Annotated in this window: 15 protein-coding genes; 3 read left to right on the top strand and 12 right to left on the bottom strand. The window is 39.2% G+C overall.

What is annotated here, in order from left to right:
• The 5 genes from O0V13_RS17495 to O0V13_RS17475 all read right to left on the bottom strand — a co-directional run bounded on the left by O0V13_RS17495 (nucleotide 1) and on the right by O0V13_RS17475 (nucleotide 5,413).
• On the bottom strand, nucleotides 1-1,143 hold the full coding sequence (locus O0V13_RS17495; RefSeq protein WP_268036274.1) for a pyridoxal phosphate-dependent aminotransferase: 1,143 nt from the start codon (nucleotides 1,141-1,143) through the stop codon (nucleotides 1-3).
• Entirely contained in the window at nucleotides 1,143-1,964 is an 822-nt protein-coding gene (locus O0V13_RS17490; protein WP_268036273.1) for a prephenate dehydratase, read from the bottom strand. Before O0V13_RS17490 ends, O0V13_RS17495 begins: the two co-directional genes overlap by 1 nt.
• Entirely contained in the window at nucleotides 1,954-3,183 is a 1,230-nt protein-coding gene (locus O0V13_RS17485; protein WP_268036272.1) for a 3-phosphoshikimate 1-carboxyvinyltransferase, read from the bottom strand. The genes O0V13_RS17490 and O0V13_RS17485 overlap by 11 nt, the downstream gene beginning before the upstream one ends.
• A 24-nt stretch (nucleotides 3,184-3,207) precedes the next feature.
• Nucleotides 3,208-4,242: a 3-dehydroquinate synthase gene (aroB, locus tag O0V13_RS17480; RefSeq protein ID WP_268036271.1), complete on the bottom strand. Its 1,035-nt coding sequence runs from the start codon at nucleotides 4,240-4,242 to the stop codon at nucleotides 3,208-3,210.
• A 73-nt stretch (nucleotides 4,243-4,315) separates the two neighbouring features.
• The gene (locus O0V13_RS17475; protein ID WP_268036270.1) at nucleotides 4,316-5,413 is read right to left on the bottom strand and encodes a chorismate mutase; all 1,098 of its coding nucleotides are present in this window, start codon (nucleotides 5,411-5,413) and stop codon (nucleotides 4,316-4,318) included.
• Between the two features lie 593 nt (nucleotides 5,414-6,006).
• Between O0V13_RS17475 and O0V13_RS17470 the strand changes: the two genes are divergently transcribed.
• From O0V13_RS17470 to O0V13_RS17460, 3 genes are all read left to right on the top strand, one after another.
• Nucleotides 6,007-7,194: a proline dehydrogenase family protein gene (locus tag O0V13_RS17470; protein WP_268036269.1), complete on the top strand. Its 1,188-nt coding sequence runs from the start codon at nucleotides 6,007-6,009 to the stop codon at nucleotides 7,192-7,194.
• A gap of 134 nt (nucleotides 7,195-7,328) precedes the next feature.
• Nucleotides 7,329-9,035: a lysine--tRNA ligase gene (lysS, locus tag O0V13_RS17465; RefSeq protein ID WP_268036268.1), complete on the top strand. Its 1,707-nt coding sequence runs from the start codon at nucleotides 7,329-7,331 to the stop codon at nucleotides 9,033-9,035.
• A gap of 96 nt (nucleotides 9,036-9,131) precedes the next feature.
• Nucleotides 9,132-9,713: a hypothetical protein gene (locus O0V13_RS17460; RefSeq protein WP_268036267.1), complete on the top strand. Its 582-nt coding sequence runs from the start codon at nucleotides 9,132-9,134 to the stop codon at nucleotides 9,711-9,713.
• Nucleotides 9,714-9,740: 27 nt separating this feature from the next.
• Here the strand turns inward: O0V13_RS17460 and O0V13_RS17455 are convergent, their stop codons facing one another.
• The 7 genes from O0V13_RS17455 to O0V13_RS17425 form a co-directional block, all read right to left on the bottom strand.
• Nucleotides 9,741-10,220 carry a hypothetical protein gene (locus O0V13_RS17455; protein WP_268036266.1) on the bottom strand — a complete coding sequence of 160 codons (480 nt, stop codon included), beginning with the start codon at nucleotides 10,218-10,220 and terminating at the stop codon, nucleotides 9,741-9,743.
• A 193-nt stretch (nucleotides 10,221-10,413) separates the two neighbouring features.
• A complete protein-coding gene (locus tag O0V13_RS17450) occupies nucleotides 10,414-10,731 on the bottom strand; it encodes a hypothetical protein (RefSeq protein ID WP_268036264.1) in 318 nt (105 codons plus the stop codon).
• Nucleotides 10,732-10,825: 94 nt separating this feature from the next.
• A complete protein-coding gene (locus O0V13_RS17445) occupies nucleotides 10,826-11,338 on the bottom strand; it encodes a hypothetical protein (protein ID WP_268036262.1) in 513 nt (170 codons plus the stop codon).
• Nucleotides 11,335-12,966 carry a sulfatase family protein gene (locus tag O0V13_RS17440; protein WP_268036261.1) on the bottom strand — a complete coding sequence of 544 codons (1,632 nt, stop codon included), beginning with the start codon at nucleotides 12,964-12,966 and terminating at the stop codon, nucleotides 11,335-11,337. Before O0V13_RS17440 ends, O0V13_RS17445 begins: the two co-directional genes overlap by 4 nt.
• Nucleotides 12,963-13,787, bottom strand: a complete 825-nt coding sequence (locus O0V13_RS17435) for a cupin domain-containing protein (RefSeq protein WP_268036260.1) — start codon at nucleotides 13,785-13,787, stop codon at nucleotides 12,963-12,965. Before O0V13_RS17435 ends, O0V13_RS17440 begins: the two co-directional genes overlap by 4 nt.
• Before the next feature lie 161 nt (nucleotides 13,788-13,948).
• Nucleotides 13,949-14,449 (bottom strand): SRPBCC family protein, encoded by a 501-nt coding sequence (locus O0V13_RS17430; RefSeq protein ID WP_268036259.1) that lies wholly within the window; start codon nucleotides 14,447-14,449, stop codon nucleotides 13,949-13,951.
• The gene (locus O0V13_RS17425; protein WP_268036258.1) at nucleotides 14,439-14,675 is read right to left on the bottom strand and encodes a putative signal transducing protein; all 237 of its coding nucleotides are present in this window, start codon (nucleotides 14,673-14,675) and stop codon (nucleotides 14,439-14,441) included. Before O0V13_RS17425 ends, O0V13_RS17430 begins: the two co-directional genes overlap by 11 nt.
• Nucleotides 14,676-14,688 lie beyond the last annotated feature (13 nt).

Here is a 14,688-nt window from a genome sequence, read left to right as displayed (position 1 = left end):
TTATTTTTTGATTCTGTTAATTGCTTCCAGGATTTTGAATTCAGGCATACAAAGGGAGAATCTGACATAAGATTCCCCAACCGATCCAAAGATCTTACCCGGAGTGATAAAAATATTCTTTTCGTAAAGCAGGAAGTCTACTAATTCCTCGGCGGATTGCCCTTCTGGTACTTTGCACCAGACAAATAGCCCACCCGAGTTCTTTTGATAGGTTAAATTCAACAAATCTGCCAACTTCCAGATGAGTTTTCTACGGTTTTCGTAGTGCTCATTCATGTCCTGAAACCAGGTTTTTCCCAATTTTAAGGCTGCAATAGCCCCTTTTTGGATTCCAAGAAACATACCTGAATCCATATTGGATTTCACTTTTAGTACGGAGGCGATCCAGTCTTCTCTACCGGAAAGCATTCCCACTCTCCAACCTGGCATATTAAAGGATTTACTGAGTGAATTCAATTCCAAAGCAACATCCTTGGCGCCTTCTATTCCCAAAATGCTCAAGGGCTCAGGGTTTAGAATGTGGCTATAAGGATTGTCATTGATAAGAACCAAATCATTCTTTTTGGCAAAATCTACGAGTTTTTGGAATAAGGCTTTGCTTCCCAATGCTCCGGTCGGCATATGAGGGTAGTTGATCCACATGAGTTTAACCCGGGTCAGATCAATGGCCTCTAGAGCTTCCCAATCTGGTTCGCCTGTTTCCTTCAATGAATAATAAACAGGTTCTGCTTCTACTAAATTGGTAACCGAACTATAGGTTGGATAGCCTGGGTTCGGAATCAAAACTTGATCGCCTGGATTCAAAAAGCACATGCTGATATGCAGAATGCCTTCTTTGGAACCCATTAGTGGAAGAATTTCTTTTTGTGGATTTAGCTCAACTCCATATTCTTTGAGATAAAAATCTGCCATGGAAATCCTCAATTCCGGGATTCCCTGATAGGATTGATATCCGTGGGATTGTGAATTTTCAGCTGTGCTTTTTAAAGCTTGAATCACTTCGGGTGCAGGAGGGAGGTCTGGACTACCAATTCCCAAATTGATGATAGGTTTACCTGCTGCCACTAGTTGAGCAACTTCCCTTAATTTTGCCGAAAAGTAGTATTCTTGGACGGTTTCAATGCGTTTTGCAAAACCTTTCATTATTTCTGGCTTTTGTATTCTCCGAATATTTTTAACTCTCCAAAATTCTCCTGAACCAGCTTCATTGCTTCTTGATAGGAATCGTAATTGCTAAAGACTGCATCAATGAAAAATGCATATTCCCAAGGCTTTTGGATCACAGGAATGGATTGTATCTTACTTAAATCAAGCCCTTTTTCAGCCAGCATGGTAAGCAATTGAGCCAATCCACCTTTTTCATTTTGAATAGTTACCTTGAAAGAAACCTTGTTGACATCAGTAGGCTTTTCTGAAGACTCTTTTTCTAAAATAATGAATCGGGTAAAATTGTTTTTTACGGTTTGGATATCTTCAGCAATTATTTCCAATCCGTAGATTTCTGCTGCGATTTTAGAAGCGATTCCGGCAATTCCTTTGAGCTGATTTTCGGCAATTCTTTGAGCCACAGCGGCAGTATCCACATCATCCTTGGCATCCAAATGAGGATATTGAGCCAAAAATGGTTTACATTGGAGGATCGCCATAGGATGGGAACGAACCTCCTGAATATCTTCAATTTTCTGTCCTGGCAAAGCCATCAATTGATGGGCAATCGGCAGGTAATATTCACCCCGGACGAAAAGGCCGTTGCGGTCGATTATTTCATAATTGGGAAGAATAGCTCCTGCAATGGAATTTTCTATGGCCATTACTCCGTAATCAGCTTCACCAGTGGCAACAGACTTGGCAACTCCCTCAAAGGTATTGAAAGGCAATACGGTGGTATCTTCCCCAAAAAGATTTAAGCTGACCTGATGGTGAAAGGAACCAGGGACTCCCTGGATAGCGATTTTATGACTCATGATTGACACAGCTGATTCCAGCCAATTGACAGTGTTTCCAGAAACTTGGATAGGATTTGTTTACCACTTCAGGATCCTCAATCAAAACTTTGGTTTTGGTTAAAAGTGGCATAAAAGCCATGGCCATTCTATGGTCATCATAGGTATGGATTTGCACTTCATTCGGCATGGTTACCGATGGAATTACCTGAAAGACTTCAGGTTCAACTTCGTTGAATTCCGCATTGAATTTGGCTAACTCCTGCTGCAAGGCGTAGATCCGATCCGTTTCCTTGATTCTCAAACTTTCTAAGCCGGTGAATTTGGCATCTTGACCCAAAATGGCACAAGTCACGGCAACTGTTTGAGCTAAATCCGGGCAGTGGGTGAAATCAAATTCTTTTAAACCAGTTACCGGAATTTTTTCCAATTTGACTCCTTCCTTATTAAAGGTGCTTTTGATTCCCAAATGAGACATGATCTCCACGATTTTGGAATCTCCTTGCAAACTGTCTTCTTTTAGTCCCTTCAAAAATAGCTCTCCTGAATCAGCACAGGCTAGCAAACTAAACCAGTAACTCGCACCAGACCAGTCGCTTTCTACCATGAATTCGGTAGGTTGATAGCTTTGGTGAGCTACTTTGATGATATTTTCTTCCCAGGAGTAGTTGATACCAAATTTGGCCATCAATTCCAGAGTCATTTCAATGTAGGTTCTACTTCCTACTTTTCCTTCTAGTTCGATTTCCAGTCCTTTGGGAAGAATTGGAGCGATCATTAGCATGGCAGAAATGTATTGGCTGGAAACGTCTCCTCTGATTTTTACATTATCTGAAGTTTGTTCTGCCAATCCATGAATTGCCAATGGAGGATAACCTTCCACATTCATATAATGAATTTCTGCTCCAATTGCTCTTAATGCATCCACCAAAATACCGATAGGTCTCTGACACATTCTAGCTGTGCCAGTCATGACTTTATTTTGGTTGGTGATGGCTGCATAAGCAGTCAAAAAGCGCATCGTTGTCCCCGCATCCAATACATCATAGACTGGAGGATTCTTTCCCAGCAGTCGAATCATGGTTTGGGTATCCCGAGCCTCAGCGAGGTTGGAGATTTCATTTTTGCCCTCAGTCAAAGCATCAATGATCAGAACTCGGTTAGATTCACTTTTGGAGGAAGGAAGTGGTATGGTCGTAGGAGCGAAGGCTGATTTTTGGCTCAGTTCTAAAATCTCCATGGTTTCTGTAGACAAGGTTGAAAATTAAATAGTGCAATAATAGGAGAGTGCAGCTTCGATTTCTTTTCTGCTGACAGGGATATTGTATGTGCAATTCCCAATATTTTCAAGGAGGGAAAAGAGAATTTCCTTTCCTTCATTCTTTTTGTCCTGAAGACAAAGGTCCAATGCTGCTCCAAAGTCATCTTTGGAAAGCTGGATTTTGCCGTAGACCTGTAAAAGTTTCTCCTGAATCTGGTTCAGATCCTCTTGGGATAAACCTGTTTTTTGAACAGAAAGCCATGCTTCACAGATCATACCTGCAGCAATCGCTTCTCCGTGAAGAAGGTGCTTAGGGCCATCCAGAAAATGAGTTTCCAAGGCATGTCCAATAGTATGACCAAAATTCAAAATTTTTCGAAGTCCTGCTTCTTTTGGATCTTCTTGAACCACAGCCTTTTTGATGGCAACCGAATGTTCGATTAAGTATTCCCAATCATTGGTTTTCCAATCCTCAAAATTGAGCATTTCAAAATAGGTGTGATCCTTAATCAATCCATGCTTGATTATTTCTGCAAAACCGGACCTTAATTCATTTTCAGGAAGGGTTTTTAGAAATTCCGGACTGATTAATACAAATTCCGGTTCATTGAAAACTCCCAAATGATTTTTTAATCCTTCAAAATCAATTCCCAACTTCCCTCCAACACTGGCATCAACCTGAGAAAGTAGGGTGGTGGGCATATTGATGAATCGGATTCCTCTTTTGTAAATACTGGCACAAAATCCTCCCATGTCTCCCAATACTCCACCACCGATATTGAGGCAAAGTGCCTTTCGGTCTAGTCCGGCCTCGGTCATCTCAGACCAAATAGAAGCACAGGTTTCTAGGTTTTTGTGGGATTCCCCCGCAGGGAAAGTGAATAGGTGATGTTCTTTAGGGAGTGCTTTTTGAATCAATGGATAGCAATGTTGCTGGGTGTTTTCATCTGTCAATACGAAAAGAGAAGAAAAACTTAATCCCTCCAATAATTCGGAAAGCTTTAGGACTGGTGAGGTACTTATGTAAACAGGATTCACAGGATGTATTAAATTGGAGTGATAAAGAAAGGGAGAAGATGCCTCCCTTTCTAATTTTACTCAGCCAATTGTATTATTTTTTCAAAGCTTCAGCTTCACGGAGTTGTTTTTCTTGTCTCTTCACGGACTCTTCGTGAATACAATAAAGCAACTCCTTCATAAACTTCTCGCTCAAATGCTTTTCCATACCTTTTTTGGTACGGCTTTCCATTACGTCTTTCCATCTGTCAGATTGGAAAACTGTCAAATGGTGCTCTCTTTTGTGTGCTCCAATTTGGTCGATCACAGCGAATCTTTCTTGCAAAATATCCAACAATTGATCATCCAGATGATCGACAGCTCTTCTCAGATCCTGAAGTTTTTCGTCTGGGGCCATTTGCTCTAGCGGTTCTTTGAAATCAATTGCATTGATGATTTCTTTCAAGGCCTTAGGAGTCACTTGTTGTTTGGCATCAGACCAAGCTTTGTCAGGGTTGTGGTGAGTCTCGATCATTAAACCATCCAAACCGAAGTTCATGGCTCTTTGAGAGATTTCCAAAATACCGTCTCTTCTACCTGCGATGTGAGAAGGGTCGTTGATAACCTCCATTCCTTTCCAAACTCTCTTCAAGTGGATAGGCATAGACCAGTTTGGCTTATTTCTGAAACGCTTGTCATAAGCATCAGAGAATCCGCGGTGGATTGCTGCCAATTTATCCAGGCCTACTGCATGCATTCTTTCCAATGCACCCACCCAAAGATCCAAATCTGGGTTCATTGGGTTTTTCACCATCACTGGTACATCAGAACCACGAAGTGCTTCAGCGATTTCTTGAACAGCGAATGGGTTTACAGTGGTTCTGGCTCCGATCCAAACTACATCTACCTTGTGTTTCAAAGCCAATTCAGCATGAGCAGCATTACCAACTTCTACAGTAATTGGAATGTTAAGATGATGTCTTACGATCTCCATCCATTTCAAACCGTCTTCACCGATTCCTTCGAAAGAGCCCGGTCTTGTTCTTGGTTTCCAAATACCTGCTCTGAAAAGCTGAGGAACCATGTTTTCTTCCTTCATTTCTTTACAGATCTGCTCGATCTGCTCAGGAGTTTCAGCGGAGCAAGGTCCTGCGATAATCAGCGGGGTAGAGAGTCCTAGCCCCCAGTCTTTAATTTGTTTGTGAGATTTCATACGGCTGAGCGTGTTTAAATGAAAAAAGCCCGACTCTTTCGAATCGGGCTTTTAGTTGTTTATGTTCTTTTAGTTTTTGGCTAGACAATACACAGCTCCGATTCGATTTTGGCTTCGAAAGTAAAAGTAAAAGAAGGTAAAATAAATCGCGGCTGTGATTAACATGCCGTAAATGTAAGCTGGTAAATTCTATTTGCAAAATATTTTTTTCAAATTTTAATTAATGAATACACAATGTTAGTAACCAACATTTATAATTCTTTTAAAATTCAGGTTAAAAAATCATGAATTCATTAATTCGGGGTTAAAAATTAATTCAATTCAGAATATTATTTGGAAAATGGATGGGGAAATTTTATTTATCTCTTTTTTGAAAGAGGCAAAGGAAATATGGAGGTTGGATTCTGTGGCTTTCAAATTATTTTTCAAGGGTTAAAAACCAATTTGATAATCTTGAAAATAGAGCCAAAACCAAAGCTTGGAAAATCCCTTTTTGACTTCCTTTTATTTATAGGTAGGAATCCGGCAAAATCCCTAACAAAACATAAGCAAAAACCTTTTTATTAATATCTTTGCACCTTTATTTGAGCAAGATGCCTGTAAAACCCCAAATATCTTTCGAGAATCTGAAAGTTGCATTCGCCTCAAAAAGCGATGCGGAGCTGCGCAAAATGTATTTGATTTTTGCAACGCTGAATAATAATTTGATTTCTGACCTGGGAATCGGTCTGGCCAATTTGGCTTTTAAACTGAAACTGCCGGTAAAAGGAATCATGAAAAAAACCATGTTTGGACACTTCTGCGGTGGAGAAACTATTGCAGAAACAATCCAAGCTTGTCATAAATTGGCCAATTATGGTGTGAAGTCCATTCTGGATTTATCTATTGAAGGGAAGGGAGATGAGGAGAGCTTTGAAAAGACCACAGCTGAGATTTTGGAAACCTTGGTAGAATCAGCTAAAACAGACTACATGCCCTTTGGCGTTTTTAAAGTAACTGGATTGGGCGATTACCACATCATGACCAAGATCCAGGCTGGTGAGAAGTTAACTACTGATGAAGAGCTGGCTTTTGAAAGACTGAGAGGAAGGGTGGATAAACTTTGCAAAGCAGCCCATGATTTGGGAATCAAGATCCTATCTGATGCTGAAGAAACGTGGTTTCAGGATGTGATAGATGATTTGACTTATGAGATGATGGAGAAATACAACACCGAAAGATGCGTGGTGTATAATACCTATCAGATGTATCGTCATGATTCATTGGAGAGATTGAAAAAAGCTCAGGCCGTAGCTGCGAACAAAGGTTATTTGTTAGGAGCTAAGCCGGTTCGTGGTGCTTATATGGAAAAGGAGAGGGAGAGGGCAGAAGAAATGGGGTATCAGGATCCTATCCAACCGAATAAGGCTGCAACAGACCGCGATTACGATGCTGCTATCCAATTTGCGGTAGAAAATGGGGTTTATTTAGTCTGTGCCACGCACAATGAGAATAGTAGTCTTCAACTGACTGAGTTGATGAATTTAAATGGAATCGACCCAAAGAGCGAACGAGTTTATTTCTCACAGCTTTATGGGATGAGTGATAATATTTCCTTCAATTTGGCAAATGCTGGATACAATGTAGTGAAATATGTGCCTTATGGTCCGGTGGAAAAGGTAATGCCTTATCTGACAAGAAGAGCGGCAGAGAATACTTCCATTGCAGGACAAAGTTCAAGAGAATTTGAACTGGTCAAACGGGAGATGAAGAGAAGGAAAGCAGTGATCAGTGGTCAGTGATCAGTTTTCAGAGTACAAATGAAAATTACGAAGTAGATTCTTGATGTTTGGAGTGGGATAGAGAGGAATCATCGGACATCGGACATCGGACATCGGACATAAAACAGAAAATTTAAAAATCTCAAACCAATACAATGCAACTTTTGAGCGAACAGGAAATAGAAAGAAGAAAAGATCGGGAAGAACTGATGCGATTGGGAGTGAATCCTTATCCTGCTGAAGCTTTCCCTATCAATGTGACCGCTGAGGACATTCATAGAAATTATGAAAACCGAAAGAACGATTACAAGGGTATTTCTATTGCCGGAAGATTGATGTCCAGAAGGATCATGGGATCGGCTTCTTTTGCGGAAATCCAGGATTCAACGGGACGTTTGCAGATTTATGTCAGAAGAGATGATATCTGTCCCGGAGACGACAAGACTTTATATAATTCCGTTTTCAAGAAACTTTTGGGTATCGGAGATTTCATTGGAGTGAAGGGATATATTTTCACTACTCAGACTGGTGAGATTTCTTTGCACGTAACAGAATTGAAAGTTCTTTCTAAATCCGTGAAGCCGCTTCCCGTGGTGAAAAGAGATGAAGATGGAAATGTATTTGATGGATTCACTGATCCAGAATTGAGATACAGACAACGTTATGTGGATCTGACGGTGAACCCTGAGGTGAAACAGACATTCTTCACCAGATCCAAGATCATCTCTACCATGAGAAGATATTTTGATGATCATAACTGGCTGGAAGTTGAAACACCAATTCTTCAGGCTGTTCATGGCGGAGCTGCAGCAAGACCATTTGAAACCCATCACAACACCTTGGATATGCCTCTTTTCTTGAGGATTGCCAATGAGCTATATCTAAAAAGGCTGATTGTAGGTGGTTTTGATGGGGTTTATGAGTTTGGGAAAATGTTCCGTAATGAAGGAATGGACCGAACCCACAATCCAGAGTTTACATCTATGGAAATCTATGTGGCCTACAAGGATTATATCTGGATGATGGAGATGGTAGAGGACTTGCTTGAGAAAGTGACCTTGGCCCTTCATGAGGATACCAAAGTGACTGTCGGAGAAAATGTGATTGATTTTGCTGGTCCATACAGAAGATTGACCATGTATGATTCTATTAAAGAATATGCGGGAATCGATGTAAGCAAAATGGATGAGTCTGAACTTCTTCAGGTTTGTAAAGACATGGGTATCGAAACCGATGAGACTATGGGCAAAGGCAAATTGATTGATGAGATCTTTGGTGAGAAAGTGGAAGCGAATTTGATTCAGCCGACCTATATCACGGATTATCCGATCGAAATGACACCTTTGGCTAAAAAGCACAGAACTGAAGAAGGTTTGGTGGAGCGATTTGAGTTGTTCGTCAATGGAAAAGAGATCGCCAATGCTTATACCGAATTGAATGATCCAATTGATCAGCGTGAGAGATTCGAAGATCAGTTGAAATTGGCAGCTAGAGGAGATGATGAGGCAATGGCTATGGATGAGGACTTTTTAAGAGCCTTGGAATATGGAATGCCCCCTACATCAGGATTGGGAATCGGAATTGACCGATTGACTATGTTGATGACCAATAAGACTACGATTCAGGAAGTATTGTTCTTCCCTCAAATGAGACCTGAGAAAAAGCAGGTGGAAATGACTGAAGAAGAGAAAATGGTCTTTGATCTTGTGGCAAAAAACTCTCCTGCGGAATTACTGATTGTCAAAGATCAAGCCGGATTGAGTAATAAAAAATGGGATGTGGCGATCAAAGGCCTGACCAAAAAAGGAGCCTTGAAAGTTGCTAAAGAAGGAGAGACCTTGATGGTTTCTGTGGTGGAGTAAAAAACACACATTTAATAAAAGTTAAAACCCGAAGCTTGCTTCGGGTTTTTTGTTTTTTGAGAAAATCGAAATAGTAAATTGAATGAAAAGTCGGTTATGAAATTCATTTATCTTTTTCTGGTATTGATTTTATTAGGATGTAAATCGCAGGTTCAAAATAAGCCATCTCAAAATGGGAATGTTCTAATTTCTCAAATATTAACTGACCTAATCCATGCAGGAAGAATAAAGGATGATGTTTTTATTTATCATTCTTTAAAGCCATACGAATATTATGAAATAGATATATCTGAAGATGGCCTTATAATACCACCAAAAGACCCTTTTGTAAGAAATGAGTTAGATATTGTTGAATCTCTTCAAAATGAAAAATTCCCAAATGATAGTTCAACCTTATTGCATCTAAAAATGCAGATTTTGGATCGGCCTAAAATTAAAACTTCATTCTATTTGAATTCTCTTTTGGAAAACCTGTGGACGAATAGTGAGGATTTACCTGAAGAGTTTTATGTGTTTTATATTCCACTATACAACATAGATTCAACAGCCATGTACTTGCAATATGATTATTTCGTCGGGTTTCCAGGGGGATATGGTGAAGGAGGAGCTTTTCTTTTGGAGAAGGATAAAGATGGGACTTGGTTTGAGAAAGAGTGGAAAAGTACTTGGGAGAATTAAGAACTCTCAATTTCATTGAGTACTAAACTATCTCTTGATAATGACCATTCCATCATTCAAATCATATCTTCTCAATTGTAGACCTTCGTATTTCTTGAAACTTTCAAAGGCGATCTCCATTTCATAATAAGAGGCTTTGACCCTATATTTTTTTCTGTTTTTTAGTTCAATGACCAATTTTGAAATAGTTCCTCCTGCACTAGGGTAATAAGTTATCTTGGAAATCTCATTAATTTCAAAAAATATTCTTTCGTCTGAGAACTCTCTTTTGACGTAAAGACCAATTTCTGTAAGGATAAATTCTTCTGAAAATTTATATAGAATTCCCGTTGCCAAAACTCCTAAAATGAAAATAACAATGGTTAGGGAGATTTCAGAATTATCAAATTCCGCTAAGAACAGGCAAAAAGATATGATTGCTAGAGCTGAAAGTAAAATGTAATTTTTAACGTTTCCTCCAATTAAAATGAAGCTTCCACCAAGCTTGTCATGGTTATTTTCCAGCATACCTATTGGAATATCAAATTTGGATTTGTTTTTATGTTTTAATTTTTCTCAACCCTAAAGGAAATATGGACAAATTTAAATCCACTAACCTACAGTTAAGAATCTAAGAGCTAGTTCAAACTTGTAAAGAGAGAAAAGTCAACAAACTCTGAATACGGCTACCAGTCAATTATAAAGGTTTGATAGCTATGTATTAATCGTTTTTTGAAAACTCTCTTTTAAAACCGGGTCGATCTCCATCCTGAAGGACAAGGGATTTAAAGCTTCCTTTATGACCATCCTTATAATCAATAGAAGCGCTAATTTTTTTAAGATGTCCAACAGAGTCAAATTCCAGGTAAGTATACTCAAGGTCCACATTTTGAGACTTTAAATCCAATTGGATATCATCTAAGTCTTTTTGGGTTAGTTCATTGGTAAAACCAACATCAATAACTCCAGTTCTGGGATTGCTGCAATAGGTTAAAAATAAGACAGATAAAATCGAAAAAATGGATAGGTTTTTTTTCATATTCTTAAGGTAGGCAGAACTTGATTTTTTACACAGCCTTGTCAGGCTTATTCTTGTGAAATTCCATTGATGGCGAAATTTCAATCTTAGCTGATCAGAGGGCCACACTCGCGAGAATCAATTCTGAATTCAGCCTATTTGCTAAACGCCTCGCTTGCTCTGTTGCTTTATCTTGATTTGAATAGTTAAATGTGAATACGGGTTGGTTGGAATCTGCATATAAGAGAATGCTATAATTAGTCACTTTGCCCGATAAAGTTGGGCTTATTCCATTGGGAATATTTCTTTGGACTCTAGTGGATGAAACAACTTTTATTTCCCTGATTTTGGGTAAATCTTGCCAAGAACCCATTCGAAACCCGATAATTGAAACATACTCTTGGAATTGATTCTTTGAAGTATCAATCAAAGTTCCGCTATAAGTGAAGATGATCAAAAGGCCAATTAAACAAGAGCCCGTACCCACAGATATTATTTTTGTCATGGAACTTCCGCTGCTCAAAAATAAAGGACTAACCAAGGCAAATAGTCCAGCAAATAGTAAAAGAATTCCTAATAAATGAATTCCTGAAAAAAGGTTTCGCTTTTTATAATTGAATTTACTCATTGATTCTTGGGTTTAGGGAATTTCCGAATGGGAGAATAGCGCTTATAACTGTCGAAAATCTCCTTGTCAGGACCGACTACGCGAGGATCTTGTGATCTGGTTAACTCTGACTTCAATTCTGATTCCAAGTCATTTTTAACTTCTTCAAATTCAGGTTTTTCTGCAAGATTATTGATGCAAGATGGATCCTTAGTCACTTTGAAAAGCTCGAATTCAGGTCTTTTGGCCATGGAAAGTTCAAAGAATGGGCTAACATTCTTATCGGAATGGTGCTCAATCAAGTAGGTTTTACTTGGGCTATCATCTATATCGGTAAATGCACCATCAGGGATGAACTGATTTTGAGAATCTAATCCATACATTGGTAAGAGGGTAGTACTGTCTTTTGGATCATATTTCTGAGGTGCTCCGGATGGCCATCTTTCAGGCTTCATATTCCAAACCAAAAGGTAATCTCCTTTACGAATGGCTCTTTGAGGATAGCCCCAATTCAGATAGCGAGAAGAGGAGTGGCGTTCTCTTCCAGAATAGGCAACTCGGTGTTGGAGAGATACCTGTCCTTCTTTTTTGGATTTTAAAATGTCCAGAAAACTCTTTCCTCTGATGGGGAGCATTCCCTCAGTAGGTGTCTGGCTAATTTCAAGCAGGGTGGGAGCAATATCCGCAAAACCAATGGCGTCTTCTATCTGTCGATTTCCCGGGAATTCCTTTGGATAGCGTACAGCAAAAGGTACATGGACTCCAAATTCATAACTGTTGGCTTTGGCTCTAGGAAAAGGCATTCCATTGTCAGCGGTGACAATGACAATCGTATTTTCCAATTCCCCAATTTCCTCTAGATAATCAAGCATGCGCTCCAAATGAAGGTCAAACCATTCAATTTCTACTGCATAGTCCAGCAGATCTCCTCGAATTTCGTCATTGTCAGGTAAAAAGGCCGGAACCTCTACATCCTCTAATTTTTTCCCCATTTTCTTCCAGGAACCCTTTTCATAAGCTCTGTGGGGTTCTTTTCCTCCATACCAAAAGAAAAAGGGCTTGTTCTCAGGATTGTTTTCTATAAAAGCTTTGAAGTTCTCAAAGTAATTGGTAGGAGAGATGCCTTTGGCAAATCGTTCATCATCTCCATTTGAGTATCTGATATCTGTATGTTCGGTTCCAGCAGCATCACCTTTTCGCCAAAGGGAATCTTGCTCATTTCTTGCGTATTGGAAAGGGCCAACTCCTTTTCCTGTTCTTCCGGTTTTATATCCATTAGCTTCCAATAAATCCACAAATGGAACATACTTTTTGAGCCAGGCAGAAGCATGTTGGCCGGCTTGTTCATTCTGCCAATGATGACGACCTGTGATGATGGCACTTCTAGAAGGAGCGCAACCAGGTGAACCGGCATATACATTTTTGAAGTAAACCCCTTCCCGTGCTACTCGATCAAAGCCAGGCGTTTTTACAAAGCCGGAACCTTCAAAACTGGTATGAAAAAAACTTTGATCATCACTGATGGCAAACAGGATATTGGGACGCTTTTGGGCAAATAAATTAGCAGAAAAACTAAAGAAAAAGGTTGCAACCCAAAAGGAGTATTTGATTTTATAAAACCTAATAATTTTTCTATTGCCTATAATCATTGGATCTCCACTTCTTGAGGAACCCGAAACAGAATCACACAGCCCTTTTCCGATTTTACGGAATGCTTAAAAGTGGGAGGGGTGTAGAGGTAATCACCTTTGACAAGTTTTTGATCGTTGAAATAGGCTTCTCCTTCTAAAATAAAGGCTTCTTCCCCTGCCGGATGATTATGATAAGGGTAGGAAGATCCTGGTTCAAACTTTAATAAAAAAGTAGGTGCCCTTTTTTCCTGCTCATCATATCGAAGGACCTTAACATAAAGTTCTTGGGTGTCTACCCCTTCTTCGATTAATGGCTTCCAAGCCATAGATTCACTGGAGGTAATGTAATTTTTCATTGATTCAGTCATGGTATTGGGATTTATTGAATTCGAGGATGTTTGGCTATTAGAAATGGGATTTTTCACCATTTCATGAAGAGCTTGGGAATAAAGGCTGGCATTTTCTCTTAGATGCTGCTTGAGAATAGGGCTTTTCGACAAAGCAGTATCCAAAAACAGCTTCAAAGATGTTAGATTTTCTTCGCCTAAGCTTTTCCTCAAAACGGCAATTTGTTCCAGATAATTAAGATAAACTTCAGCAATACTGAGTACCCGATTGTAATCTTTGTTTTCCTGATTTATCAGGCAATTGTCGAAGAAGTATTTCCGTAACTCGGGATATTCAATCAAATAACCCCGAATAGATTCCGCTTGCGAGTAGATGGAGGCATGAGTACTACTCCGAAGTGAGGCTTTTAAGTCCCTTAATTGAAGGTACAAAATTGGGATACCTACAGCAGTTACTAAAATCCCCAAATTTGGAAGGAAGTATTCGATCATGGAGGGAATGGAAATTTTGAAATTCTTTTTGACTTAAGCCGAATAAAAAAAATATTCAGATATCAGGTTTTCACCTAAGATATTCTTTGTGGTTTTAGAAAACAAATTATCCCGAAAAACCTTCAAACTTCTAATTGACCTCATTATCAGAAAAATATCCTCTAATCCATATTCAACTCATTATTCTTATTTCTTAAGTCCAAGCCTCCCAAAAGAATGGATTTGAGATTCAGGAGATAAAAAGTCCAGCCAGTTTTGCAGCCAACATGAAAGTTTAGCTTGGCATCTTCCTCGAGAGGGATGTTTTCTTGCACCAGTTGTAGGATCGTTTCATCTCCTTGCTGGTAAGTTTTCAAGCTGACAATTCCGGCTTTTCCAAAAGTGAAACGAATCATCTCATTGTCTTTAACCTCCAGAATTTTACCCTTTTCTATGACCTCATCGTTCCATCCATGCCACATCCATTGATAAGTATCACCAACTTGGATTGTTTCATTTCTACCTTTTTCTATTCCTTCCGGATTTTGAAATATTGCGGATCTCAAAAACCAGCTTTCCAAACCTTGTTGAGAGCTTAGAGCCTCAGAAATCATCTCTTTTGGGACGTTCAAAGGAATAGTAACCGTAAAACTACTCCACTTTGATTTTTCTTCAGTTTCCATAAGAATTGAGGCTTTCTAGTAAATCATTGGCTCGATCAAAATCGGTTTCTTGAATCAGGATTTCAGCTTCAAAATATCCACAGGCAGGGGATTTGAATTGAACCGGACCGGAATGGTCATTTACTTGAAATCTAATTTCATGTTCAGCAAACAGATTCAATTCTTTCAAATATTGCTCCCTGTCAAAACAAGAATGATGGAAAAGATAGGTTTCACTCGCAGTCATATTTTTAAGATAA

This window comes from Algoriphagus sp. PAP.12, from assembly GCF_026652115.1.
Taxonomy (GTDB): Bacteria; Bacteroidota; Bacteroidia; order Cytophagales; family Cyclobacteriaceae; genus Algoriphagus.
Note: the sequence above shows the minus strand (reverse complement) of the source record. Positions and strands in the feature narration are given on the sequence as shown.

Bases quoted from the DNA above. Each gene is read 5' to 3' on its own strand.
- O0V13_RS17495 (WP_268036274.1), bottom strand. From the start codon at position 1,143: ATGAAAGGTTTTGCAAAACGCATTGAAACCGTCCAAGAATACTACTTT.
- O0V13_RS17490 (WP_268036273.1), bottom strand. From the start codon at position 1,964: ATGAGTCATAAAATCGCTATCCAGGGAGTCCCTGGTTCCTTTCACCAT.
- O0V13_RS17485 (WP_268036272.1), bottom strand. From the start codon at position 3,183: ATGGAGATTTTAGAACTGAGCCAAAAATCAGCCTTCGCTCCTACGACC.
- O0V13_RS17475 (WP_268036270.1), bottom strand. From the start codon at position 5,413: ATGAAATCTCACAAACAAATTAAAGACTGGGGGCTAGGACTCTCTACC.
- O0V13_RS17470 (WP_268036269.1), top strand. From the start codon at position 6,007: ATGCCTGTAAAACCCCAAATATCTTTCGAGAATCTGAAAGTTGCATTC.
- lysS (WP_268036268.1), top strand. From the start codon at position 7,329: ATGCAACTTTTGAGCGAACAGGAAATAGAAAGAAGAAAAGATCGGGAA.
- O0V13_RS17460 (WP_268036267.1), top strand. From the start codon at position 9,132: ATGAAATTCATTTATCTTTTTCTGGTATTGATTTTATTAGGATGTAAA.
- O0V13_RS17455 (WP_268036266.1), bottom strand. From the start codon at position 10,220: ATGCTGGAAAATAACCATGACAAGCTTGGTGGAAGCTTCATTTTAATT.
- O0V13_RS17450 (WP_268036264.1), bottom strand. From the start codon at position 10,731: ATGAAAAAAAACCTATCCATTTTTTCGATTTTATCTGTCTTATTTTTA.
- O0V13_RS17445 (WP_268036262.1), bottom strand. From the start codon at position 11,338: ATGAGTAAATTCAATTATAAAAAGCGAAACCTTTTTTCAGGAATTCAT.
- O0V13_RS17440 (WP_268036261.1), bottom strand. From the start codon at position 12,966: ATGATTATAGGCAATAGAAAAATTATTAGGTTTTATAAAATCAAATAC.
- O0V13_RS17435 (WP_268036260.1), bottom strand. From the start codon at position 13,787: ATGATCGAATACTTCCTTCCAAATTTGGGGATTTTAGTAACTGCTGTA.
- O0V13_RS17430 (WP_268036259.1), bottom strand. From the start codon at position 14,449: ATGGAAACTGAAGAAAAATCAAAGTGGAGTAGTTTTACGGTTACTATT.
- O0V13_RS17425 (WP_268036258.1), bottom strand. From the start codon at position 14,675: ATGACTGCGAGTGAAACCTATCTTTTCCATCATTCTTGTTTTGACAGG.